The sequence below is a fragment of the Amycolatopsis sp. NPDC006125 genome, from assembly GCF_040614195.1.
In the GTDB taxonomy this organism is placed as follows: domain Bacteria; phylum Actinomycetota; class Actinomycetes; order Mycobacteriales; family Pseudonocardiaceae; genus Amycolatopsis_E; species Amycolatopsis_E tucumanensis.
Genome location: NZ_JBEXTZ010000040.1, coordinates 48,496 through 70,301, shown reverse-complemented (window position 1 = coordinate 70,301; position 21,806 = coordinate 48,496). Strand labels below are relative to the sequence as shown.

General features: G+C 72.9%; 30 protein-coding genes. 11 read left to right on the top strand and 19 right to left on the bottom strand.

Translation table 11 applies throughout. The features are described from left to right. Together ABZ193_RS21500 and ABZ193_RS21495 are read left to right on the top strand one after the other, a co-directional pair. Positions 1 to 156, top strand: a 156-nt coding sequence (locus ABZ193_RS21500; protein ID WP_354710590.1) for an integrase core domain-containing protein, incomplete at its 5' end; no start/stop codon positions are given. 26 nt (positions 157 to 182) lie between these two features. After that, on the top strand, positions 183 to 1,418 hold the full coding sequence (locus ABZ193_RS21495) for an aromatic acid/H+ symport family MFS transporter (protein WP_020419890.1): 1,236 nt from the start codon (positions 183 to 185) through the stop codon (positions 1,416 to 1,418). Here ABZ193_RS21495 and ABZ193_RS21490 read toward each other — a convergent pair. Beyond that, positions 1,389 to 2,216: an alpha/beta hydrolase gene (locus ABZ193_RS21490; RefSeq protein WP_354711225.1), complete on the bottom strand. Its 828-nt coding sequence runs from the start codon at positions 2,214 to 2,216 to the stop codon at positions 1,389 to 1,391. The two genes, ABZ193_RS21495 and ABZ193_RS21490, sit on opposite strands and share 30 nt — an antisense overlap. 99 nt (positions 2,217 to 2,315) lie before the next feature. On the opposite strand from ABZ193_RS21490, the gene ABZ193_RS21485 reads away from it, so the two are divergent. Continuing rightward, positions 2,316 to 2,681 carry a helix-turn-helix domain-containing protein gene (locus tag ABZ193_RS21485; protein WP_354711224.1) on the top strand — a complete coding sequence of 122 codons (366 nt, stop codon included), beginning with the start codon at positions 2,316 to 2,318 and terminating at the stop codon, positions 2,679 to 2,681. A 278-nt stretch (positions 2,682 to 2,959) separates the two neighbouring features. Beyond that, the gene (locus ABZ193_RS21480; RefSeq protein ID WP_027936145.1) at positions 2,960 to 4,669 is read left to right on the top strand and encodes a BCCT family transporter; all 1,710 of its coding nucleotides are present in this window, start codon (positions 2,960 to 2,962) and stop codon (positions 4,667 to 4,669) included. Positions 4,670 to 4,715: 46 nt separating this feature from the next. Here ABZ193_RS21480 and ABZ193_RS21475 read toward each other — a convergent pair whose 3' ends face one another. Next, positions 4,716 to 5,567 (bottom strand): SGNH/GDSL hydrolase family protein, encoded by an 852-nt coding sequence (locus tag ABZ193_RS21475; protein ID WP_354711223.1) that lies wholly within the window; start codon positions 5,565 to 5,567, stop codon positions 4,716 to 4,718. Between the two features lie 244 nt (positions 5,568 to 5,811). Here ABZ193_RS21475 and ABZ193_RS21470 point away from each other — a divergent pair, with 244 nt between their 5' ends. Together ABZ193_RS21470 and ABZ193_RS21465 are read left to right on the top strand one after the other, a co-directional pair. After that, a complete protein-coding gene (locus ABZ193_RS21470; RefSeq protein ID WP_020419884.1) occupies positions 5,812 to 5,943 on the top strand; it encodes a hypothetical protein in 132 nt (43 codons plus the stop codon). A gap of 75 nt (positions 5,944 to 6,018) precedes the next feature. Beyond that, positions 6,019 to 7,575: a phosphodiester glycosidase family protein gene (locus ABZ193_RS21465; RefSeq protein WP_354711222.1), complete on the top strand. Its 1,557-nt coding sequence runs from the start codon at positions 6,019 to 6,021 to the stop codon at positions 7,573 to 7,575. Between the two features lie 10 nt (positions 7,576 to 7,585). Here ABZ193_RS21465 and ABZ193_RS21460 read toward each other — a convergent pair whose 3' ends face one another. Both ABZ193_RS21460 and ABZ193_RS21455 read right to left on the bottom strand, forming a co-directional pair. Next, the gene (locus ABZ193_RS21460; protein WP_354711221.1) at positions 7,586 to 8,467 is read right to left on the bottom strand and encodes an alpha/beta hydrolase; all 882 of its coding nucleotides are present in this window, start codon (positions 8,465 to 8,467) and stop codon (positions 7,586 to 7,588) included. 15 nt (positions 8,468 to 8,482) lie between these two features. Then, positions 8,483 to 8,962, bottom strand: coding sequence for a nuclear transport factor 2 family protein (locus tag ABZ193_RS21455; protein ID WP_354711219.1), 480 nt, complete (start codon positions 8,960 to 8,962; stop codon positions 8,483 to 8,485). 165 nt (positions 8,963 to 9,127) lie between these two features. Between ABZ193_RS21455 and ABZ193_RS21450 the strand changes: the two genes are divergently transcribed. Then, the gene (locus ABZ193_RS21450; RefSeq protein WP_027936143.1) at positions 9,128 to 9,760 is read left to right on the top strand and encodes a TetR/AcrR family transcriptional regulator; all 633 of its coding nucleotides are present in this window, start codon (positions 9,128 to 9,130) and stop codon (positions 9,758 to 9,760) included. Positions 9,761 to 9,770: 10 nt separating this feature from the next. Here ABZ193_RS21450 and ABZ193_RS21445 read toward each other — a convergent pair whose 3' ends face one another. Beyond that, positions 9,771 to 10,610, bottom strand: a complete 840-nt coding sequence (locus ABZ193_RS21445; RefSeq protein WP_354711218.1) for a GNAT family N-acetyltransferase — start codon at positions 10,608 to 10,610, stop codon at positions 9,771 to 9,773. A gap of 57 nt (positions 10,611 to 10,667) precedes the next feature. On the opposite strand from ABZ193_RS21445, the gene ABZ193_RS21440 reads away from it, so the two are divergent. From ABZ193_RS21440 to ABZ193_RS21430, 3 genes are read left to right on the top strand one after another with little or no spacing between them, the layout of a single operon-like run. Next, positions 10,668 to 11,003 (top strand): VOC family protein, encoded by a 336-nt coding sequence (locus ABZ193_RS21440; RefSeq protein WP_020419878.1) that lies wholly within the window; start codon positions 10,668 to 10,670, stop codon positions 11,001 to 11,003. A 24-nt stretch (positions 11,004 to 11,027) separates the two neighbouring features. Further along, the gene (locus tag ABZ193_RS21435; RefSeq protein ID WP_237334652.1) at positions 11,028 to 11,366 is read left to right on the top strand and encodes a hypothetical protein; all 339 of its coding nucleotides are present in this window, start codon (positions 11,028 to 11,030) and stop codon (positions 11,364 to 11,366) included. Continuing rightward, entirely contained in the window at positions 11,363 to 11,761 is a 399-nt protein-coding gene (locus ABZ193_RS21430; protein WP_354711216.1) for a type II toxin-antitoxin system VapC family toxin, read from the top strand. Before ABZ193_RS21435 ends, ABZ193_RS21430 begins: the two co-directional genes overlap by 4 nt. 37 nt (positions 11,762 to 11,798) lie before the next feature. Here ABZ193_RS21430 and ABZ193_RS21425 read toward each other — a convergent pair whose 3' ends face one another. From ABZ193_RS21425 to ABZ193_RS21375, 11 genes are all read right to left on the bottom strand, one after another. Further along, positions 11,799 to 12,386, bottom strand: coding sequence for a GrpB family protein (locus ABZ193_RS21425; protein ID WP_354711215.1), 588 nt, complete (start codon positions 12,384 to 12,386; stop codon positions 11,799 to 11,801). Positions 12,387 to 12,396: 10 nt separating this feature from the next. After that, on the bottom strand, positions 12,397 to 13,146 hold the full coding sequence (locus ABZ193_RS21420) for a hypothetical protein (RefSeq protein ID WP_354711214.1): 750 nt from the start codon (positions 13,144 to 13,146) through the stop codon (positions 12,397 to 12,399). Continuing rightward, positions 13,086 to 13,580 (bottom strand): ABA4-like family protein, encoded by a 495-nt coding sequence (locus tag ABZ193_RS21415; RefSeq protein ID WP_237334656.1) that lies wholly within the window; start codon positions 13,578 to 13,580, stop codon positions 13,086 to 13,088. Before ABZ193_RS21415 ends, ABZ193_RS21420 begins: the two co-directional genes overlap by 61 nt. Then, positions 13,577 to 14,536: a hypothetical protein gene (locus ABZ193_RS21410; RefSeq protein WP_354711213.1), complete on the bottom strand. Its 960-nt coding sequence runs from the start codon at positions 14,534 to 14,536 to the stop codon at positions 13,577 to 13,579. Before ABZ193_RS21410 ends, ABZ193_RS21415 begins: the two co-directional genes overlap by 4 nt. A gap of 50 nt (positions 14,537 to 14,586) precedes the next feature. Then, positions 14,587 to 15,468: a TIGR03620 family F420-dependent LLM class oxidoreductase gene (locus ABZ193_RS21405; RefSeq protein ID WP_354711212.1), complete on the bottom strand. Its 882-nt coding sequence runs from the start codon at positions 15,466 to 15,468 to the stop codon at positions 14,587 to 14,589. 67 nt (positions 15,469 to 15,535) lie between these two features. Next, a complete protein-coding gene (locus ABZ193_RS21400; RefSeq protein WP_020419872.1) occupies positions 15,536 to 15,868 on the bottom strand; it encodes a metalloregulator ArsR/SmtB family transcription factor in 333 nt (110 codons plus the stop codon). 38 nt (positions 15,869 to 15,906) lie between these two features. Continuing rightward, complete coding sequence (locus tag ABZ193_RS21395; protein ID WP_354711211.1) at positions 15,907 to 16,344, bottom strand: ATP-binding protein; 438 nt, start codon at positions 16,342 to 16,344, stop codon at positions 15,907 to 15,909. Between the two features lie 93 nt (positions 16,345 to 16,437). Beyond that, a complete protein-coding gene (locus ABZ193_RS21390; RefSeq protein WP_354711209.1) occupies positions 16,438 to 17,421 on the bottom strand; it encodes a pirin family protein in 984 nt (327 codons plus the stop codon). Between the two features lie 40 nt (positions 17,422 to 17,461). Beyond that, a complete protein-coding gene (locus tag ABZ193_RS21385) occupies positions 17,462 to 17,920 on the bottom strand; it encodes a DUF4383 domain-containing protein (protein WP_020419869.1) in 459 nt (152 codons plus the stop codon). Between the two features lie 61 nt (positions 17,921 to 17,981). Next, entirely contained in the window at positions 17,982 to 18,713 is a 732-nt protein-coding gene (locus ABZ193_RS21380) for a DUF1990 family protein (RefSeq protein ID WP_354711208.1), read from the bottom strand. Next, entirely contained in the window at positions 18,710 to 18,922 is a 213-nt protein-coding gene (locus tag ABZ193_RS21375) for a hypothetical protein (protein ID WP_020419867.1), read from the bottom strand. The genes ABZ193_RS21380 and ABZ193_RS21375 overlap by 4 nt, the downstream gene beginning before the upstream one ends. Before the next feature lie 84 nt (positions 18,923 to 19,006). On the opposite strand from ABZ193_RS21375, the gene ABZ193_RS21370 reads away from it, so the two are divergent. After that, the gene (locus ABZ193_RS21370) at positions 19,007 to 19,666 is read left to right on the top strand and encodes a DUF1990 domain-containing protein (RefSeq protein WP_354711206.1); all 660 of its coding nucleotides are present in this window, start codon (positions 19,007 to 19,009) and stop codon (positions 19,664 to 19,666) included. A 9-nt stretch (positions 19,667 to 19,675) separates the two neighbouring features. Here ABZ193_RS21370 and ABZ193_RS21365 read toward each other — a convergent pair whose 3' ends face one another. From ABZ193_RS21365 to ABZ193_RS21355, 3 genes are all read right to left on the bottom strand, one after another. Next, positions 19,676 to 20,080 carry a nuclear transport factor 2 family protein gene (locus ABZ193_RS21365; protein WP_020419865.1) on the bottom strand — a complete coding sequence of 135 codons (405 nt, stop codon included), beginning with the start codon at positions 20,078 to 20,080 and terminating at the stop codon, positions 19,676 to 19,678. A 116-nt stretch (positions 20,081 to 20,196) separates the two neighbouring features. After that, complete coding sequence (locus ABZ193_RS21360) at positions 20,197 to 21,423, bottom strand: sigma-70 family RNA polymerase sigma factor (protein ID WP_354711204.1); 1,227 nt, start codon at positions 21,421 to 21,423, stop codon at positions 20,197 to 20,199. Beyond that, complete coding sequence (locus tag ABZ193_RS21355) at positions 21,413 to 21,787, bottom strand: YciI family protein (protein WP_020419863.1); 375 nt, start codon at positions 21,785 to 21,787, stop codon at positions 21,413 to 21,415. Before ABZ193_RS21355 ends, ABZ193_RS21360 begins: the two co-directional genes overlap by 11 nt. Positions 21,788 to 21,806: the final 19 nt, after the last annotated feature.

The window sequence follows — 21,806 nt, the reverse complement described above, 5'->3', positions numbered from 1 at the left end:
GAATGGGCCTACCACCAGCCCTACACCTCAGAAACCCAACGACAAGCCGCCTTCCCCGACTGGCTCGACTGGTACAACTACCACCGACCCCACACTGGCATCGGCGGCAACACCCCCGCCAGCCGCGGAACCAACCTCACCAAACAGCACACCTAGTCCCCACACCCACAAGGAGAACGGCAATGACGACGTCTCCCGCCCGCTCGGTCTGGACGGCGGTGCTGTGCTGGCTGACCGTCCTGCTCGAGGGCTACGACCTGGTCGCGCTCGGCGCCACGATCCCGACGCTGCTCAAGACCGGGCACCTCGGGTTCACCGCGGCCGGCGCGACCGCCGTGGCCACCGTGTCGCTGATCGGCGTCGCGGTGGGCGCCGCCGCGCTCGGCCCGCTGACGGACCGCTTCGGACGGCGCATCATGCTCATCGGCTCGGTGCTGCTGTTCTCGGTGTTCACGCTGGTGCTGCCGTTGGCGCCGAACGTGGCCACCTTCGGCGTGTTCCGCTTCGTCGCCGGGCTGGGCCTCGGCGCGTGCATGCCGGTCGCGCTGACCGTGATGTCGGAGAACCTGCCCGCGCGGCGCCGGGCCAGCGCCTCCACGTTCACCATGACCGGCTACCACGTCGGCGCGGTGCTCACCTCGGTGCTCGCGCTGGCCGCGGTGGAGAACTGGCACGTGCTGTTCTACGGCGGCGGCATCGCCGGCCTGCTCGTGGTGCCGATCATGTGGTGGAAGCTGCCCGAGTCGGCCGCCTACCTGGAGGCGAAGCAGGACGCGGAGAAGTTCAGCTTCCGCGACCTGATCGGGCCGAAGTTCCGCCGCATCAGCATCGCCGTGTGGACCGGCTCGTTCATGGGCCTGCTGCTGGTGTACGGCCTGAACACGTGGCTGCCGCAGCTGATGCGCACCGCGGGCTACCCGTTGTCCACGTCGATCACGCTGCTGCTGGTGCTCAACGTCGGCGCGGTCATCGGGCTGGTGCTCGCCGGGACGATCGCCGACCGCTTCGGCATCCGCCCGATCGCGCGGATCTGGTTCGGCGCCGGTGCGGTGCTGCTGGCGCTGCTGAGCCTGAAGATCGGCAACAGCTTCGTGCTCAACGGGCTGGTGCTGCTGACCGGCGTGTTCGTGTTCTCCGCGCAGGTGCTGATCTACGGCTACGTCGCGCACGCCTTCCCGGCGCAGGCACGGGGCACGGCGCTCGGGATGACGTCGGCGATCGGGCGGCTGGGCTCGATCCTCGGCCCGTTCGTGACCGGCGCGCTCGTGACGGCCGGCGTGGCCTACCCGTGGGGCTTCTACTTCTTCGCGGTCGTCGCGGCGCTCGGCCTGTGCGCGATCCTGCTGCTGGGATCGGGCAAGCGCGACGCGGCCGCGGTGGCGCAGGCGTCACCGGCGCAGGAAGGGCTCCAGCACTGACAGCAGCTCGGCGGGCCGGTCGAGCGGGATGATGTGCCCGCAGTCCGGGATGAGCCGGCTGGTCAGGTCGTCGGTGACCGGCCGCAGCTGGCGGGCGAGCGCGTCGCCGACGGGGTGCGCGCCGACCGCCAGGGTGGGGACGGTCAGGCGGTGTTCCCGCACGGCCGCCTCGATCTGCCCGGCGGTGCGCGGTAGCTCCCGGTAGAAGGAGAAGGCCCGGCGCAGGGCGGAGGTGCCGGTGTAGGCGGTGACGAAGGCGTCCCGGACAGCGGCCGGGACGCCCCGCCCGCGCGTGCCCGCGGCGAGGAAGAAGTCCAGGTAGGCGGCTTCGTGGCCGGCGAGGACCTCCTCGGCGAGGCCGGGCACCGCGTGGAACCCGAACCACCACGGCGGCCCGGCTTTGAGGAAGTCCTCGCCGCCGGGCAGCGTGCCGAGCAGCGACTCCATCACGACCAGGCGGCGGACGCGGCCCGGGTGCCGCAGGGCCAGGAGGGCGGCGGGCGGGGTGCCCGCGTCGATGCCCACCACGGTCGCGGACGGTTCGCCGAGGGCGTCCAGGATGCCCAGGGCGTCGGCGGCGAGGGTGCCGGCGTCGTAGCCGTCGGTGGCGTCGCTGCCGGCCCAGCGCTGGTCCGGGGCGATGACGCGGTGGGTGCGCGCCAGTGCGGGCAGCACCTCCTGCCACAGCTGCCAGGTGTGGGGGAAGCCGTGCAGCAGCAGGACGGCGGGACCGCTGCCCGCGGTGGCGACGGTCGTCTCGATGCCGTTGGTGCGGACCCTGCTCAGGGCGACGGGCATGGTGCTCCTCGTGCTGGTTACCATTGGTGACCACGTCAACGTAGGTAACCGGCGGCGAGCCGGGAAGACGGCACTTTCCGCACAGGTGGTGAGTTCGAGGTGACCAAGGCGCCCAGGGGAGACCTGTTCGACCCGGCCTGCCCGACGCGCAGGCTGCTGGACCGGATCGGCACGAAGTGGACGTCGATGGCCGTGAAGGTCCTCGCGGAGGCCGCCCCGGAGGAGGTGCGCTTCGCCGAACTCCGGCGGCGCATGCCCGGGGTGTCGCAGAAGATGCTGTCCGCGACGCTGCAGAGCCTGGTGCGCGACGGCCTCGCGGAGCGGCGCGTGGAGCCGACGGTGCCGCCCAGCGTGCACTACCGGCTCACCGACCTGGGCCTGTCGCTGGAGTCGGCGCTCGCGGTGGTGCGCGACTGGGCGGAGACGCACATGGCGGAGATCGACGGGGTGGCGGAGAGGTCGTGACCCCCGCTCCTCTCGCGGTCTTGGGGTGGTGCGCGTGGACACTGCGACCTTGATCACCATCAGCCGCTCTTGAACGTCGTTCCCGTCCGCACTGTGTCCGAACTGTGTCGAACCTGCCATTCCGCAGGTAGTGCCGCCAATGAGCACCCGGAAACCGGGCCTTGAGGTTGCCCATTTCCGCCCCATCGGTAACGGTAGGTCGACCAATGATTTAGGTTTGACCCGTTCGGGTTACCGCTTGCGAAAGGAGGCCGCGCCCCTCACGACGGCGCGTGCGTATGTCTGCTGACTCTGAAACCGAGGCCCGCGCAAGAGTTCCCGAGGAGACCGGTACGGCCGGGCACCTCCCGGACGAGCACGTGCCTCCGGTCGGCGACGCGGCGGGCCCGCCGCGCACCGACCGCACGGTGTTCGGGGTCGCCGCGGCGCTGGCGCTGGCGATCATCGTCTGGGGGGTCGCCTCGCCGAGCAGCCTGGCGAACATCGCGGACACCGTGCTCAACGACGCGGTCATCCCGTACGGCGGCTGGGCGTTCGTGCTCGCCGCGAGCGGTTTCGTGGTCTTCGTCGTCGCGCTGGCGATCAGCCGCTACGGCCGCATCCGGCTGGGCCGGGACGACGAGAAGCCCGAGTTCCGCACCGCGTCGTGGATCGCGATGATGTTCAGCGCCGGCATGGGCATCGGCCTGATGTTCTTCGGCGTGTACGAACCGGTGTCGCACCTGGCCAGCCCGCCGCCGGGCACGGCGGCCGCCGGCTCGGACGAGGCGGTGCACACCGCGATGGCCACGACCCTGTTCCACTGGACCGTCCACCCGTGGGCGATCTACGCGGTCGTCGGCCTCGCCATCGCCTACAGCACGTTCCGCCGCGGCCGCAGCCAGCTGATCAGCTCGGTGTTCGCGCCGCTGTTCGGCAAGCGCCGCACCGAAGGCCCGCTGGGCAAGGCGATCGACGTGATGGCGATCTTCGCGACCCTGTTCGGCTCGGCCGCCTCGCTCGGCCTCGGCGCGCTGCAGGTCGGCGGCGGCATGGCGTCGGTCGGCTGGATCGACAACCCGGGCACCGGCCTGCTGGTCGGCATCATCGCGATCCTCACCGTCGCGTTCATCGCCTCGGCGGTGTCCGGCATCGCCAAGGGCATCCAGTGGCTGTCCAACATCAACATGGTGCTGGCCGCGCTGCTCGCGGTGTTCGTGCTCGTGGTCGGCCCGACGGTGCTGATCCTGAACCTGGTGCCCAGCGCGATCGGCGACTACTTCCGCGAGCTGGCCGAGATGTCCGGCCGCTCCGGCGTGACCGGCGGCGCGGAGATGCAGACCTGGCTGTCCGGCTGGACGGTCTTCTACTGGGCCTGGTGGATCTCCTGGACCCCGTTCGTCGGCATGTTCATCGCCCGGATCTCCCGCGGCCGCACCATCCGCCAGTTCGTCCTCGGCGTCATCGCGGTGCCGAGCGTGGTCAGCCTCGTGTGGTTCGCGATCTTCGGCGGCGCGGCGATCCAGAAGCAACGGTCCGGTGTGGACATCGCGGGCGCGGGCAGTTCCGAGTCCGCCACCTTCACGCTGCTGGAGCACCTGCCGTGGTTCGTGCCGATGGCGATCCTGGTGATGATCCTGGTGTCGATCTTCTTCGTCTCCGGCGCGGACGCCGCGTCCGTGGTGATGGGCACGTTGTCGCAGAAGGGATCGGTCAACCCGCACCGCAACGCGGTGATCTTCTGGGGTGTGCTGACCGGTGCGGTCGCGGCGGTGATGCTGCTCGTCGGCGGGGAGGACGGGCTGACCGGCCTGCAGAACCTCACCATCCTGGTGGCGGTGCCGTTCGTCGTCGTGATGATCGGGTTGTGCGTGTCGCTGTACCGGGACCTGCGCAGCGATCCGATGGTGATCCGGGAACGCGAGATGCTGCGTTCGCTGGCCGAGATCCACGAGGAGCGCACCGGCGACGAGCGCAGGCGCCGCCGCCTGCGCGCCCGCCGCACCTGATGCTCCACGGCCACCCGGGTTCGCGCCCGGGTGGCCGTCGCGCGCGTCAGTCGAGGCCGAGCACCTCGAGCGTCTCCGCGGCCATCTCGGCCTCGCCGAGGGCGTTCGGGTGCACCACCACCGGGTTGGTGCCCTGCAGGAACGGCTCGATCCACCGCACGCCGGCGGGCTGGCACGCGTCGTGCCCCTCGGAGGCGACGGAGAAGTCCACGTAGGTCACGCCGGTCTCCTCGGCGGCGCGGCCGACCGCGTCGTTGAGCGTGGCCTGCAGGCTGCGCAGGTACGCCACATCGCCCTCCGCGACGGGCATCTTGTCGAAGCAGCCGCCGGTCGCGGGCAGGATCCACGGGTAGCCGAGGATCGCGACCTCCGCGGCGGGCGCCTTGTCGCGCACCGCTCGCAGCGCGTTCACGAGCGCCGGGTAGGTCTTGTTCCGGACGGTGTCCTCGAAGCTGGTCCCGAAGGTGTCCTTGCACGGGCTGCCCTTGCCGCCGGCGAGGATGCCGGTCGAGCCGCAGGCGAGCAGCGCGCCGATGAACACACCGCTGTCGTTGCCGCCGATGGTCATCGTGATCAGGTCGGTGCCCGCCTCGACGGCGTCCAGCTGCGGCGGCACGCCCGGGTACTGAGCGGTGCTGAAATGCCTCGTCTCCGCCGCGCCGCAGGTGACGTCGGTGAGGCTCGCGCCGATCTCGTCGGCGAGGACGTGCGGGTAGTTGCGGCTGGAGCGCAGGCACAGCGGCGAAGCGTCCGGATCGGACGGTTGCACGCCGGAGGCGGCGCTGTAGGAGTCGCCCAGTGCCACGTAGTCGAGGGAATCGGCGTGGGCGGCGGGTGCGGCGGCGAGGGTGGCGGTCGCGGTGGCCGCGGCGAGGGTCGCGGCGAGTCGGCGGGGCATGGCAGGTCTCCCGGGCGTCGTTGGCGGGTGCCGGAATCTACTGGCGAGTAGGTAAGTGATCGTCCGGCATCCGGGAAACGGTTGTCAAGGAGCCGGACAGGGTGTTCCGGCTGCCTCGTGCGGTCGCGCCAAGACTTCGCGCGCCGGGCCGTCACGGGCATGACAACTCCCGGCGCGCGCCCGGTCGTCCGGCTCGCGGCGTCCGGCGCACGGCGGTGGCTGCCGCAGCCGCGCCGAGGAAGCCGTGATCGAGGCCGAAGCCGAAACGCTGGAACGGCGCGTCGAACGCCGCCTGGACGCGATCCAGGCCCAGCTGGACCGGCTGGCGGCCCGCGGCGTGGATCCGCCCGCGGCCGTCCGCGACGGCGAGCGCTGAGCCTTCCGCTGACGTTCACCCGCGCTACGGCCTGCCGTCGGCTGCCCGTCGGGTGCCGCGGCTGGACTGCCCGGCGTGCTCGCGTTGAAGATCAAGGCCGCCGCGTGCCTGGCGCTCGCCGCCGCGACCCTGCCTGCCCCCGCGCAGGCCGCGCCCGAACCCGGCTGGGGCGGGGACGGCCTGACCTGGACCACGACCGCGGTCGCGCCGGGTGTGGAGGTGCGCTCGGGCGTGCTGCAGCGGCCGACCGCGCCGTACTGGACGGTCACCGTCGCCGCGCCCGCCACGAACGTGCTGACCGGCGCCGCCACGGTCGCCGACCTGGGCAGCGCCGAGTGGGCGTCGACGACGGCGGATCGCCTTGCGGCAGCGGGCTTTCCGGCGCGCCAGGAGGCCGTGCGCTGGCCGTCCTACACCGACACGCCCCGCGGGGTCGCGGGCGTGCGGGTGCGGACCGGGAAGTACGCCACGCAGGCCGAGGCGCAGGCCGCGGTGACCGCGCTGCGGGCGGCGGGGTTCCCGACCGCGACGGCGGCCTGGACCGGCTACGACGTGGACCAGGCCCCGGACGCCGAGCGGGTGCACGTCGCGGTCATCGACCCGCGCGCGTTCCGCGGTTCGGTCGAGGCCTCCCATGGTGAAACGGTCGCGACGCGGGAGAAGACCTCCACTCTGGCCTCGAAACTGGGCGCGCTGGTGGCCGTCAACGGCGGGTTCTTCGTGACCTCCGACGCCGACGGGTATCAGGGTGTGCCGGCCGGGCTCGCGGCGTACGACGGGCGGCTGGAGTCGCTGTCGGCCGGCTCGCGGGCGGCGCTCGTGCTGGGGCCGGGGCGGCCGCGGATCGCGAACCTGACTTCGACGGTCACCGTCCGGTCCGGCGGGGCGACGCATGCCGTGGAGGGCGTGAACCGCAAGCCGGGTGTGCTGCGCAACTGCGGGCGGCGCGGCGCGGTGCCGACGACCGCGCCGCGCCAGGACTTCACCTGCACCAGCGCGGACGAGTTGGTGCTGTTCACCGACGCGTTCGGCGCGGCCCTGCCTGCCGGGGCGGGCACGCAGGTCGTGCTTGACGCGTCGGGCGTGGTGGTTTCGGTGGGGGCGCGGGGCGGCGTGCTGCTGCCCGGGCAGTCGGCGGTGCAGGGCATCGGGCCGTCGGCGGACTGGCTGACCGCGCACGCCGTGGCCGGGCGGCGGCTGCTGGTGGACTCGCGGGTGCGGGAGGCCTCGGGCTTTCCGACGGTGATGCCGCGTTCGGTGGTCAGCGCCGCGCCGCTGCTCCTCCGCGACGGCCGGCTCGCGGTCGACGCCGCGACCGAAGGTGTGCTGGACCCGCGGGACCTGTCGTTCGGCTACGCGTGGTCGCAGCAGCGCCAGCCACGCACGATGGCCGGTATCGACGCGCGCGGCCGGCTGCTCCTGGTGACCGTCGACGGGCGGCAGCCCGGAGTGAGCGAGGGCGTGACGCTGGTGGAGGGCGCGCGGCTGATGCGGTCGCTCGGCGCGGTGGACGCGCTGAACCTCGACGGCGGCGGCTCCAGCGCGATGGTCGTCGCCGGAGCGGTGGTGAACAAGCCCTCGGACGCCGCGGGGGAGCGCGCGGTCGGCGACGTGGTCGCGGTGTTGCCCTGAGTCCCCGGGGTCACTCGTTTTCGGAGATCCGGGCGGTGGTGCGCTCCCGGGCCAGAAGGTTTCGCAGGGCGGCGAGGACCTCGTCGGGCGCCTTCTCCATGACGAAGTGCCCGCCGCCCGGGATCAGGGTCAGTTCGGCACGGGGGATCCCGGCGGCGAGCTCCTCGGCGATCGTGGTGCGCAGGTAGTCGTCGCCGGTGCCCCACACGATCGCCGTGGGGCATTGGATGCCGCCCAGCCCCGCGGCGAGGTCGGCGCGGGCGGGGACGCGGTACTGGCTGAAGAAGTGCAGCACCCAGCGGGCGCCTTCGGGGTCGCGCATCCAGCCCAGGTAGTCGCCGAGGGTGGCGCGGTCGAAAACGCCGTCCCGCAACGGTTTCCGCAGGGCCGCGAAGTTGATCCCGGCCAGTGGCAGGACTTTCGCGAACGCGCCGGCGAGCCTGCTGCGGCCGAGGAGGCCCACCAGGGAGAACACTGCGTACCAGGCGGGCACGAAGGTGCGGTGGGCGCGGCTGTTGAGGATCGCGAGCCGGCGCACGCGCCCGGGGTGGCGCTGCGTGAAGCCGAGGGCGAGGAAGCCGCCGTAGTCGTGGCCGAACAGGTTGCAGTCGCCGATCCCGAGGGCGTCCAGGGCGCGCCCGAGACGGGCGACCTCGGTGTCGTAGTCGAACCGCAGATCGGTCCGCCGTTCGGAGGCGCCCCAGCCGAGCCAGTCGAGGGCGAGGACGCGGTGGTGCTCGGCGAGCGCCGGGATCTGGTGGCGCCAGGCGCGGTGGTTCGCGGGATAGCCGTGCACCAGGACGACGGGCTCGGCGGCGGGATCACCGAGGTCCACGTACGCGAGCCGGGCGCCGTCGACCCGCACCGAGCGCGGCTCAGCGGGCAGGGACATGGGTTTCCTCCTGGGTCAGGCGCCGGGGCGCGCGTCCGTTCCTGGCCGGAGCGCCCGGTGCAGGGCGAGCGTGTCGAGGTAGGTGTCCTTGGTGCGCACCAGCCCGTCCCGGACGGTGATCACGTCGACACCCGCGACTTCGAGCGGCCGGCCGGTCGGCTGGAGGAGCTCGCCCCGCAGCGGGAACGGCTTCGCCAACGTCGCGGCGAAGCGGTACTGGTCGACGTACATCGCGTCGCCGACGCTCAGTTCGGTGGTGGTGAAGCGCATGTCCGGCCAGGCTTCGAGGAAGTAGCCGAACTGGGCCCGGACCGCGTCCGCTCCGGTCGCCGGTGCGAAACCCTCGGCGTGCAGGTGGAAGACCATGTCCTCGCCCTGCAGTGCCATGATCGCGTCGAGATCGCCGGCGTTCCAGGCCGCGCCGTAGCGCTCGGCGATGGTCGCGGTGTCGCGGATCTTCGCCGATTCCCTGTGCGCGTCTGCTCTCCTGCTCACCGTTCACTCCGGAGCTTCCAGGAGATGTCTCGGGTCGTTCCTCCGGCCTGCGCTCGGCTCAGCATCCTCGCCTCCCCATTTCTTGCAATCGTTGCAAGAGTGGGTTCACGGTAGCAGCAGCGGGGACTTCTTACAACGGATGCAGGAACGCGTAGGGTGTCCGGCATGCCCACCGGTGACGTCAAGGCGCGTGATCCGCGGAAGCAGCGGACGATCGACGCCCTGCTCGCGGCGGCCGAACAGATCTTCGCCCGCCGTCCGGTCGACGAGGTGACCGTCGAAGAGATCGCCGAGCGCGCCGGGGTCGCGGTCGGCTCGATCTACAACAACTTCGGGTCCAAGGCCGGCCTGCACGCCGCGGTCGTGGACCGGGCGCTGGACGTGGACCGCGAGTACATGGACCGCGCTTACACGCCGGACCGCTCGCCGGTCGAGCAGCTCGAAGCCGCCGCCGAGCAGTACCTGCGCTTCTACCTCGAGCAGCCGGAGTTCTTCCGGATGCTCGCCTTCCCCGCGCCGCTGGGGAACTACTCCGCCGCGGCCGAGACCGCCGCCCGCCTCGCGCACCGGGTGGACGAGCAGAACGCGCGCATGATCGACGCGATCGAACGCGGCATCGCGGCGGGGACGATCCGTCCGATGGACGCGCGCAAGGCCGCGAAGGTGCTCTGGGCGAGCTGGAACGGCGTCATCAGCCTGGCCTGGCGCCCGGACGAACTGCGTGAGGACGAAGCGGGGCTGGCCGAACTGCTGTCGCTGGCGGCGGACCTCGTCGCCTGGGGCCTGCGCCGGGTCTAGTGCGCCGGGGTCAGGCGGCGCGGCGCAGGTCGAGGCGCTCGGGGAGCTGCCGGAAGCCGGCGGAGCGGTAGGTGGCGACGGCGGCGGTGTTGGTGCTCGGGGTGCAGACGAACGCGCACGACGAGCCGAGCTCGCGCAACGCGGCCGCCGCGGCGAGGGTGATCGCCCTGCCGTGACCGCGGCCGCGGTGGTCCCGGTGCACGCCCAGCGGCTCCAGCAGACCGGGCCTGCCGCGGCCGGCGGACCACACGGTCACCGCCGCCACCGGCGTGTCCTGGTCGTGGCCGACGAGGCACCGCGCGTCGGCGTAGGGCGGGGCCGACGCCATGTCGCGCCAGTGCTCGGCGGTGAACGTCGACCCGTTGAAGGCGGCCCGTTGCACCGCGGCGCGCACGTGCGCCTGCTCCGGCCCGGTCACCTCGATCCGCAGGCCCGGGTCCGGCACGGGCTCGGCGAGGTCGCGGACCAGCGGTGTCCAGGCGTCGCCGTCGTGCCAGCCGTCGCCGCGCAGCAGGTCCCGGACCAGCGCGCCCGGCGGGGTTTCCAGGAACACCTCGCCCGCGGGCAGGACACCGCGCTCGGGCCGGGCGAGGTCGTCGGCCAGCCGTCGCGCGAGTTCCTCGTCCCGGCGGGCGTCCGGCGCGACCGTGAGGCGCAGCAGGCCGGGTTCGTCCAGCAGCCCCACGGCGACGATCCGCCCGTCCCGGCTCCACGTCCGGACCGCCGCGGCCGTCGCGTCCGCGCCGGACCGCCAGAACCAGCCGACGTCGCCCGGGTGCAGCTGCACCGGCGCGTCGTCGTGCTGCCAGGCCCGCAGCGCGCGCACGGCGTCGTCCAGGATGGTCGCCATACCGTCGATCACACACCACCGCGCCGCCGCCGCGCACCCGGTTTTACGCTGGGCCGCATGGATCTCTTCGCCGGCATCTCGGTCAGCGACTACCCGGCCGCCCGCGAGTGGTACGAGCGGCTGTTCGGGGCCGTCGCCTTCGAGCCGAACGACGTCGAGGCGGTGTGGGAGCTGGCCGAGCACCGGTACGTCTACATCGAGCACCGGCCGGAGCACGCGGGCCACGCCCAGCACACGATCTTCGTGGACGACCTCGACGAGGTGGTCGCCGGAATCGCCGGGCGGGGCCTGGAACCGGCCCAACGGGAGACCTACGACAACGGCGTCCGCAAGATCACCTACCGCGACGCGGACGGCAACGAGATCGGCTTCGGTGGCGCGCCGGTCGGGTGAGCCGGGACCGACGCTACTTGTACAGTGTTCTACCATGAGTGGAAGATTCATGGATGGGTCTCGACGGTCGTGACAGGTCCAGTGGCGTTCACGGCAGGCGCAGGCGAGGATCCCCAAAGTGTGGGCTTCACGCCGGCCAAGGACGGCCCGGTGGTCGTGCCTGCGCAGATGCGAAACGCGGTGGGCTGGGATGGGCCGATGGTCATGTACGTGGAGGACGGCCGCGTTGTGATCGAGCCGCGCGCGCACCTCGCCGCGCGTATCAAGCGCGAGGTCGCGGAGGCATGGCGGGGTACCGGCTCCGCTGTTGACGAACTCATCGCCGAGCGCCGGGCTGAAGCTGCCCGGGAGGCCGGCGGATGACCGGCGACGTAGCCGTGCTGGACACGTCCGCGGTGCTTGCCTGGCTGCGGGACGAACCCGGCTCCGAGGTCGTCGATCCTGTGCTGGCCGGCGGACAGATCTCCGCCGTCAACTGGTCGGAGCTGGCGGCCGAACTCGCGTACCACGACGCTCCTGTGCGACGCACCCTCGATCGCCTGGTGGCGCTCGGTGTGCGTGTGGTCCCGTTCGACGCGGCGACCGCTGTCGCCGCCGGGCAGTTGTGGAAGACCGGGAAGTCTGCCGGCTTGTCGCTCGGCGATCGGGCGTGCCTGGCGAAAGCCTCCGTTGTCGACGGCACCGCGACGGTGTTCACGGCCGACGCCGCCTGGGCTGATCTCGATGGCATCGACACGCCGATGAAGCTCATCCGCTGACACCCTGCGGCGTCGGCGGGGGTGCGGGAACGTGCGCCTAGAGCATCCCGGCGGCGCGGAACATCCGGTCGTAGATCTCGCGGATCGTCTGCTGCTTGCGGGCGTTGTAGTCCATCACGGTGCCGCCGCCGGGGATCGCGGCCCGCTTCGCCTCCTGGTAGCGCTCGCGGTCGTCCGGGTGCGTGCGCAGCCAGTCGCGGAAGAGGCGGTGCCGGATGGTCTCCGGGCAGTCCGGCCCGTACACGTGCAGGTTCACCCGCGGCCCGGCCAGCGTCAGGCAGCGGTGCTCGTGGAAGGACGGCTGCCGGATCGTCAGCACGTACCCCAGCCGCTCCAGCGGCGGCACGTACGTCTCCTCGGCCCGCGGGTCGGCGACGGTCAGGTCGATGTCGACGACGTCCTTCGCGGCGAGCCCCGCCACGGAGGTCGAGCCCACGTGCTCCAGGTCCAGCACGGCTGCGCCCAGTGCGCGCCGGATCCCGGCCGCCAGGTCCCGGTAGCGGCGCGGCCAGTCCGGGTCGTACGGCACGATCCGCACGGGCGACGGCGCGGGCGGGCCGTGCACCCACGGGTTCTCGTCCGGGTCGGGGTCGTGGTGCCGGGTGATCTCCGCGAACGTGGCCACTCCCGCGAAGCTAGCAGCCCCAGATGCTGCCTTCCAGTTCGTCCCCGCCACCGCCCGGACCGCCGGCCGTCATGCCGAGCGCCGTCATCGCCGCGTCGAAAGCGTCCTCTGTGGACGCCGCGATCTCCCGGAACGCCGGGGGAAACCCGGCGACGGCGCGGGCGCGGGCCGCCGGGTCGCTCTTGGTGACGCCGCCGGTGAACATCCGCGGGTACACCTCGGCCACGAACGGCGGTCGCGGCGGGTCGAACGGCCAGATCCGGAACCCGGCGCCCGCCAGCCGGTGCAGTGCCCGCATCCCGTGCAGCGACCCGCGGCCCACCTGCCCCGCCCCGACGAGCTGGAACACCGACTTCGCCGGGAAGCCCGCGGCCCGCGCGGCTTCCTCGGTGCGCCGGAACTCCTGCCCCGTCAGCGCCTTACGGGTCGTCCAGAACGGCGGCTCCGGCGCGGCGAGCCACCGCGCCAGGCCGCGCTCCCGCATCAGCGGCGTCAGCGACTCCTCCGCGAGCGCCGCCCACAACCCGCGCGCGGTCAGCCCGCGTTCCCGCAGGTACCAGGCGGGCAGCGAGAACGCGAAGTCCAGCCCCACCACGAGATCGGGCGTCGCGGTCCCGATCAGCCAGTCGACGACCTCCTCGCGGCTGCGCCCGTTCTCCAGCCGCACCAGCTCGCCGCGGATCACCTCGGCGACCCAGATCACCCGGCGCTGCGCGGGGCCGGCTCGCCCGGACCAGTCGACGGCGACGACACGTGCCACGAGCCGATCGTGGCACGCCGTGCGGCGACCCGGCGCACCACCAGGTAGGTCAGCAACCCGAACGGCGACAGCAGGATCGTCAGCACCAGGATCGGCGCCACGAACGCGTGGTGCACCCCGCGCTCCCGCGCGTCGGAGTACATCCACCGGCCGATGAACAGGTCGAAGGCGATCAGGTGCGCCCAGATCGCCGCCGCGCCTTCCGGCGTGCCCAGGAACGCCCGCAACGTCTCCAGGTCCGGCCGGCTCACCACCGGCCAGAGCGTGCCGAAGTCGCCGACCGCGAACACGGTGTAGACCACCAGGGGCGGGAGGACGATCCACGGCGAGGCGATGATCCGCCGCGTCACCGACCACCCCGGCGCGAGGATCATCAGCGCCCAGAACGGCGCGGCCAGGTAGAACGTGATCTGGAACAGGGCCGTCGTGCTCATGCCACGCTCACCTCCGGACGACGGGACCCGGCGGCCAGCGACCAGACCGCGCCCGCCGCCACGGCGCCCACCAGCCCGGCGAGCGCGGCCAGTGTCCGGGCGTCGGGGTGGATCAGCGGCTGCCCGCGGAGGGCCTGCCACGTCACGAGCGCGACCAGGCCCGCGTAGCCCAACCCGGCCACCGCCACCAGCCGCGCCCGCACGACCTCGGACCGCAGGCGCGCGACCCGGCGGGCGAGCACGGTGAGCAGGAGCGCGAACAGCGGCAGGACCTGCAGCGCGTGCATGCCGACGAAGTGCGGGATCCGCAGGTCGCCGCCCGTCGTGCTCCAGCCGGTGAGGGGTATCCCCGGCCCGCCGTCGGCGACGCCCACGCTGTGCGCGCCGATCAGGCCCTCGAACGTGCCGTCCCGCATGGATCGCACCTGCTCGCCGGTGGGGCCGATCATCAGCCCGCCGAGCCCGAGCCCGGCCAGCGACACGACCGCGCCGAGCCGGATCGCCCACCGCGCCGCGCCGTCGGTGATCTCGGTGCGCAGCAACAGGATCGTCAGCACGAACGTGCCCGTCCACAGCGCCGCGATCGAGATGCCCATGACCGTGAACAAGGTGGCGTCGAACGGGGTGGCGGCGTTGAAGTGGCTCGCCCGCCCGCGGACCACCTGGAGCACGATGATCGCGTACTCGACCAGCACGATCACGACGATCGCGGTCGACACGCGCGCGGCCAGGCGCTGCCCGCGCCGCAGGAGCGTGAGCATCCACGCCCACGTCACGCAGTACAGCGCGATCGAGACGGCGAACTTGAGCGGCTTGAGCCAGATCGGCGCGCCGAGCAGGACCCGGTCGTCGAGCGCGAGGCCGCCCAGCGACACCACGGTCATGCCCGCCATGATCCCGGCGGTCCACGTCATCGGGCGGTGCCAGGCCGAGACCCGGCCGAGCAGGGTTGTCATCGTGTCTCCTCCCAGTCGGATAGCATAACTATCCAATACGGGAAGCTACGCTATCCATCCTGAGGAAGTCCACAGGAAACCCGCTGACGGAGGAGCGCCTCGCCGAGTTCGCGCCAGAACGGCCGTGCGGTCGCCCCCGGCTCGATGCCGATGACCTGCACGACGACGTGGTCGGCGCCCGCCTCGACGTGACGGCGCAGCTTGCCCGTGATGGCCTCCAGGTCACCCCAGAACACGAGGTCGTCGACGATCCGGTCGCTGCCGCCGCGGGCGAGGTCGTCCTCGGTGTAGCCGAGGCGCCGGAACTTCGCGATGTTGTACGGCGTGGTCAGGTAGGTGTGCAGGTGCTCCCGGGCGACCGCGCGGGCCCTCGCGGGATCGGTCTCGAACAGCACGGCGTGCTCGACGGCCAGGAACGCGTCCGGGCCGAGGGTCTCGCGTGCGCGAGCGGTGTGCTCGACGTTGACGTGGTAGGTCTGCGCGCCCGCGGCGCGGTCGCGGGCGAGTTCGAGCATCTTCGGGCCGTAGGCGGCCAGGATGCGGCGGATCGGCGCCGCCGACTCCCGCGCGTCGAGCTCGTCGAGGTACTCGCGCATGGCCGTGAGCGGCTTGACCCCGGGGTGCGGCTCGCCGCCGAACCCGAGCCCGAGGACGTGCCGGCCGGGGTAGGCGTCGGCCAGCAGGGCGGCCGCGCCGTGCGCCGAGTGGGCCGGGTGGGACCAGATCTGCGCGATGCCGTTGACGACCCGCAGCCGCTCGGTGGCCGCGAGCAGGACGCCGGCCTGCGTGAACGCTTCGCGCCCGCCCACCTCGGGGAACCAGAACGCGCGCCAGCCCTGCTCTTCCAATTCCCGCACCGACTCGCGCATCAGCGCGGCAGGCTGGTGCTCGAAGTCGAACGTGTAGATGCCGAATGTGCCCAGATCATCCATGGATCGAAGTATCGCAGATTCTCGATATGATCGGGTGTGGGCTCCGGCACGGGGGAACAGGGGAGCGCTACAGGGTCTCGCCGAGGACGGCGACGAGCTCGGCGATGCGCTGCTCGTCGCGCTTGTAGTGGGTCCACTTGCCGACCCGGGTGGCGCGCACGAGGCCCGCGCGCTGCAGCTCGGCCAGGTACGCCGACACCGTCGACTGCGCCAGCCCGGCCTTGGCCTGGATGTGGCTCACGCACACGCCGACCTCGGCCGGATCGGCGATCGCCCGGTCCACGGGGAAGTGCCGCTCGGGCTCGCGCAGCCAGGACAGCAGCTGCAGGCGCACCGGGTTCGACAACGCCCGCAGCGCGCGGACGACGTCGGGGTCCGGGGTGACCGCGGCTTCCGTCATGGCACCCAGGTTATCCGGGCCGGCGCGCGCGGGGCGGCTCACACCTCGGGCGGCGCGGTCGGGCAGGGGGCCCAGCCGTAGGCGGCGCAGTCGATGGTCGCCCACACGGTCTTCCCGCCGTCCGGGGAGAGCCGGCTGCCCCAGTCCTGGGCGACCGCATCCACGATGCGCAGGCCGCGCCCGCGCCGGTCCGCCGGGCTGCTGCCGGTCAGCACCGGCATCAGCGTGGAGTCGTCGTCGACTTCGAGGTGGATCCGGCAGGGGGCCTCGTCCCGGCGCAGCCGCAGCCGCCGGGGGCCGCCGCCGTGGTCGTAGGCGTTGGTGACGAGCTCGGTGGCGGCCAGCAGCACCGCCGTCAGGTGGTCTTCGCCCAGGTCCGCCAGTGCCGACGCCGCCCAGCGCCGCACCGCGACCAGCGGGGGCACGTCGCCGGGCGCGAAGTCGAGCACCAGCGCGGCGCGGTCCGGATCGGTCATCTCCACGTGCCGCCAGTCCCCTCTGCGCCCTGTCTGCTCAAGGCGGCTGGTGCTGTCTACCCTGCGGCGGCACGCCGAAAACCCGCAGCGGCGCTACGCCGTCGGGTTCCGGCGTGGCTTGATGCGCGCGTGGGGCAACTCGGGCGCGGGCAGCCAGGACACCGCGCCCTGGTAGCCCTCGACGCGCCCGAACTGGTCGGACCCGGCCTGCCAGGCCTCGCGGTAGGCGGCGATCTCGTCGTGGGTGCGGCCCACGAAGTTCCACCACATCACGATTTCCTCGGTGAAGGGCGTGCCGCCGAGCAGGAGGACCCGCGCCGGGCCGGTGCCGTCGTTGACCAGCTCCAGGGTGGGCGAACCGGGCGCCAGGTAGGCGAGTTCGCCGCCGGCCAGCGTCGTGCCCGCGACGGTCACGCCGCCGATGTCCTGCAGCACGCCGTGCTCGAACGCGGGGTCGACGTCCAGCTCCAGTCGCGCCCCGGGCGCCAGGGTGAGCTCGGCGCCGAGCAGGGGCGTGAAGGCCGGCACCGGCGAGGTGCTGCCGGCCAGGCTGCCCAGGAAGACGCGGATGGTCGCGCCCGGCGCCTCGACCAGCGGAGGCGCGTAGTGCCGGAAGTCGCGCGCGGTGTGCCGGTGCTCGTCCGGCAGCGCGATCCACAGCTGCACGCCGTGCAACGTGGTGGTGTCCGGTGTGGACACCTCGGAGTGCGCGATGCCGTGCCCGCCGGTCATCAGGTTCAGCTCGCCAGGGCGGACGAAGGCGTGCGTGCCGAGGCTGTCCCGGTGCTCGACCTCGCCGGTGAACAGCCAGCTCGCGGTCTGCAGGCCCGTGTGCGGGTGCGGGGCGACGTCCATGCCGCCGGTGGCCGCGACGTCCTCCGGGCCGTAGTGGTCGGCGAAGCACCACGCGCCGATGAGGGATCGCTGCCGCTGCGGCAGGGTGCGGCGCACCCGCATCGCGCGCGGTCCGCCCAGCGGGACGTCCCGGGGCGACAGCACGGTCACGGTGCGCGCGGGCGCGGGCGCGGGCGGGTCGCCGCACACCAGCTCGGCGGGGTCCGCCTCCACGTTGCTCATGGGTTCATCCTGCCACCCGCCCGCGGCGGCGGGCCGGGGCTCAGCGGGTGTCGGCGCGGGGGCGGCCCGCCGACAACGGGAACAGCCCGAGCACGATCATCCCGATTCCCAGTCCGAGGTGCAGCCAGTTGTCGGCGTCGTTGACCGGCACGAAGTTGGCGCCCGAGCCGTGGTCGACGAGCAGGCCGTACAGCCACAGGACCAGGTACACGACGCCGCCGCCGATGAGGAAGGCGCGGGCGCCGCGCGCGCTGCGGGCCAGCGCCAGGCCCGCGATGCCGAACGCGAGGTGCACCAGGTTGTGCAGCACCGACACGGCGAACACGCCGAGCAGCATCGCGCCGGAGTGGTGGCCGGCGAAGGTGAGCTGGTCGTAGTGGGTGGTCAGGCCCGGGATGAACCCGGCGATCCCGACGAGCAGGAACACGACGGCGACGACCGCGGCGAGGGTCTGCGTGACGGTGCGGGCGGTGCCCGCGGCGGTGGGTGTGTGCGACATGGTGCTGCCTCCCGGAGTGGCTTTCCCGCGGGCTTCCCGGCTGAGCGGGGTTCAACCGGGCTCAGCCCGGTCCGACGCGGTGGATCGCCAGGCTGTCCAGGCGGGAGACGCTCGTGTCGGAGGGCGCGGTCACCAGCGGCCCGACGCGCGGAGGCGGGCTCGCCGGGACCGTCTCCCCGCGCAGCGCGGCTTCGGTGAACGCCCGCAGCCGTTCGCCGCAGCGGCGGTAGAAGCGCAACTGGGTGCGGCGGCCGAACAGCCGCCAGCCGAGGAAGGTGATCCGGCCCAGCGACGGCGCGCCCTGCGAGTAGCTCTCGGCGACGAACTCGACCTGGCCGCTGCCGGGGTGCTTGACGACCTGGTAGGTCACCTTGCCCCGCTCGAGGTGGCCGTCCAGGGTCTCGTACGCCCAGCCCCAGACCCGGCGGCCGTCGTCCCGGGTCTCGTCGACGACCTCGGTGACGCGGACCCCGCAGTAGAAGTGGATCGCGTGCCACCGGGCTTCGAGCAGCATGTCGCGGCCGGCCAGCGGCGCGTCCGGGTCGTAGAGCGCGCGCACGATCTCCGGCGGGGAGAACTCGTAGTCGCGCACCAGCCGGCACGCCTGCTCCCACGAACCGTCCGGCTCCGGGGGCCCCGGCCGTTCGGCGGGCAGGGCGTGGCGGTGCGTGTCGATGTTCCAGGCGGGCCCGCGCACCTCGGACACGTCGTAGTTGATCCCCTTGCCCGCCAGGTCCCGCCACGCCTGTCCGGCGTCGAGCCTGCCGAAGACCCACCGGCCGGCGCGGGTCACTCGTGCTCCGCCAGCGAGTCCCCGATGACCCACAGGGTGGGCGGCCACAGACCGACGAACAACGCGCGCCGTTCGGCGTTGCCCCGCTCGTCCTGGTCGACCGTCTTGGCGCGGATCCAGAGGCCGAGGCACAGGCCGATGGTCGCCAGCGAGGCGAGGTGCAGGTGGGCGCCGCGCACGTGTGCCCGGTGCAGCAGCCGAACGACCATGGACGTCTCCGTGTCGGGCGTGGATGTGCGGGTAACTGCTGTGCTGTACCCGGAAATCGCTGTTTCACCCACGGGAGTCCACCGATGCCCTCACCACGCCGGGTTTTCGCCGTGGCCGGGCGCCTGTTCGCGGGCACCGTGCTGGTCACGTGGCGCTACGTCTGGTCGACCACGCCGCTGCACCGCCACGAGGGCCCGGGCGGCGAGGAGGACCGGCCACCGCCGCTGCCGCCCGGCGTGCTCGACGACCGGGTGCAGCTGGACGGCCGGGGACCGCTGTTCCACCGCCGCTTCCGCGTGCGGGTGGCCGGAGCGGAGATGGACCCGGCGCGGCTCGTCGGCCTCGTCGTCGGCGACTTCAAGCACTTCGTGCCCGGCGAGGTGGTCGACGTCCACAACGGACGGAGTGGGGACGAGCTGGTGGTGGAGATGCCCGGCCCGTGGAACGGCCCGGTGCGGATCGCCTACCGGGACCCGGCCACCGTGCGGCTCGTGACGCTGCGCGGGCACCTGGAGGCGGGGCAGGTGCAGTTCCGCGCTCACGCCGACGGGGACCTGCTGGTGTTCGAGATCGAGCTGTGGGCCAGGGCCGCGAGCGCTCTGGTGCACCTGCTCTACGCCCGCCTGCGCTTCGCGAAGGAGGTGCAGCTCAACATGTGGGTGCGGTTCTGCCTCGCCGCGGCCGCAACCACCGGGGGCCGCCTCGTCGACGGCGTGCACATCACCACCCGGCGGCTCGGCTGAGGCGACGGCTCAGTGCGCGCCGAGCTCGGCGGCGACCTCCGCGTTGATCCGCTCGAACTGCTCGCCCATCCGCGCGGCCAGCGCGGTGGCCGCCGACAACGGCCGCACCATCACCATGAAGTCGTCGATCCGGCCGTGCTCGTCGAGGTGCAGGAAGTCGCAGCCGGTGAGCTCCTTGCCGTCGACCGTCGCCTCGAAGACGAGCGCGTGGTCGCGCCCGCCGGCGTCGGCGATCTCCCGCACGTAGCGGAAGTTCTCGAACACCCGCATCACGGCGCGCAGGATCGCGGCGGTCACGGTCTTGCCGTGGTACGGCTTGAAGGCCACCGGACTGGTGAACACGACGTCGTCGGCGAGCAGGGCGGCCATGCGGGTCTCGTCGCGTGCTTCCACGGCTTCCCGGAACGGATGCATGGTCGCCGAGGGTAGCGGTGCCTCCCCGGCGGGACAATCCCGGTGTCGTCAGTCCTCTGTGGACCCGGCCCGCCTGCCGCCACTGATGATGTATAACGACCTATACGGCGCGGCCTTCAGCAGTCGGACTCGTCGGCCAGCTCAAGGGCCTCGGCCAGCCGCGCGGCCAGGAACGCCCGGTCGGCCGGGTTCGCCGCCAGCTCGTGCGCCCGCCGGTACGCCGCGGCGGCCTCCGCGGGGCGGCCGAGCCGCCGCAGCAGGTCGGCCCGCGCGGCGTGGTGCAGGTGGTAGCGGTCGAGCCCGTCGATCCGGTCGAGCAGCGCCAGCCCGGCGGCAGGCCCGTCGGTCATCGCGACGGCCACCGCGTGATTGAGCGCCACCACGGGCGACGGCGTGATCCGCAGCAGCTCCGCGTACAGCGCGGCGATCCGCGGCCAGTCGGTGTCCTCGGCGGACGGCGCCTGCGCGTGCAGCGCCGCGATCGCCGCCTGCAGCTGGTACGGGCCGGGCGCCCCGAGCCGCAGCGCGCGGTCGAGCACGCCGACCCCCTCGGCGATCGCGGCCCGGTCCCAGCGCCCGCGGTCCTGGTCGGCCAGCAGCACCACCTCGCCGGCGGGGGAGTGGCGCGCGGCGGCCCGCGAGTCGTGCAGCAGGAGCAGCGCCACCAGCCCCAGCGCTTCCGGCTCGTCCGGCATCAGGGCCGCGACCAGTTTGGCGAGCCGGATCGCCTCGGCCCGCAACGTGCCGGCCGGTCCCGCCGTGTAGCCCTGCGTGAAGATCAGGTACACCACCGACAGCACCCCGGACAGACGCTCGGGCAGCAGGTGGTCGGCGGGCACCGCGAAGCGGATCCCGGCATCCCGGATCTTCCGCTTCGCCCGCACCAGCCGCTGCGCCATCGTCGCCTCCGGCACCAGGAACATCCGCGCGATCTCCGCCGCCGTCAGCCCGGCCACGGCCTGCAACGTGAGCGCCACCCTGGCCTCCGGCGCGAGCGCCGGGTGGCAGCACGTGAAGATCAGGCTCAGCCGCTCGTCGCCGACCGCGAGCAGGCGGTCTTCGCCCAGCTCGCTCACGGCGGGCCGCCGGTCGTTTGCCCGCTCCTCCTTCTCCCGGCCCGCCCGGTCGCGCCGCAGCCGGTCGACGGCGCGGTTGCGGGCGGCGGTGAGCAGCCACGCGACCGGATCGTCGGGCACCTCGTCCCGCCAGGCACGCAACGCGAGCGCGCACGCGTCCTGCAGCGCGTCCTCGGCCAGCTCGAAGTCGCCGAGCACCCGGACGAGCGCCGCGAGCATCCGCGCGCGGTGCTCCCGGTAGACGTGCCCGACGACGTCAGACGGCACCGGCGGGGCTGTGGTCGACGCCGGGCACGTGCGCGAGCGGCCGGACCTCGATGGTGCCGGTCTCGGCCAGCGGGCACAACGCGGCCAGTTCCAGCGCCTCGTCCAGGTCGCGGCAGTCCAGCACGTAGTACCCGCCCAGGTGCTCGTGGGTCTCCACGAACGGCCCGTCGGTGATCAGCGTCCGCCCGTCCCGCACGGCCACCGTCGTGGCGGTGTGCACGTCCTGCACCGGATCGCCCGCGACCAGCACCTGTCGCCGGCGCAACTCGTCGGCGAAGGCGTTCACCCTGGCCAGAGCCTCCGCGAACCCCGGATCCGACGGTTCCGGCCGTTCGCAGTTGTAGATCATCAGCAGGTAGCGCATCGGTCCTCCCGGTCGTCCT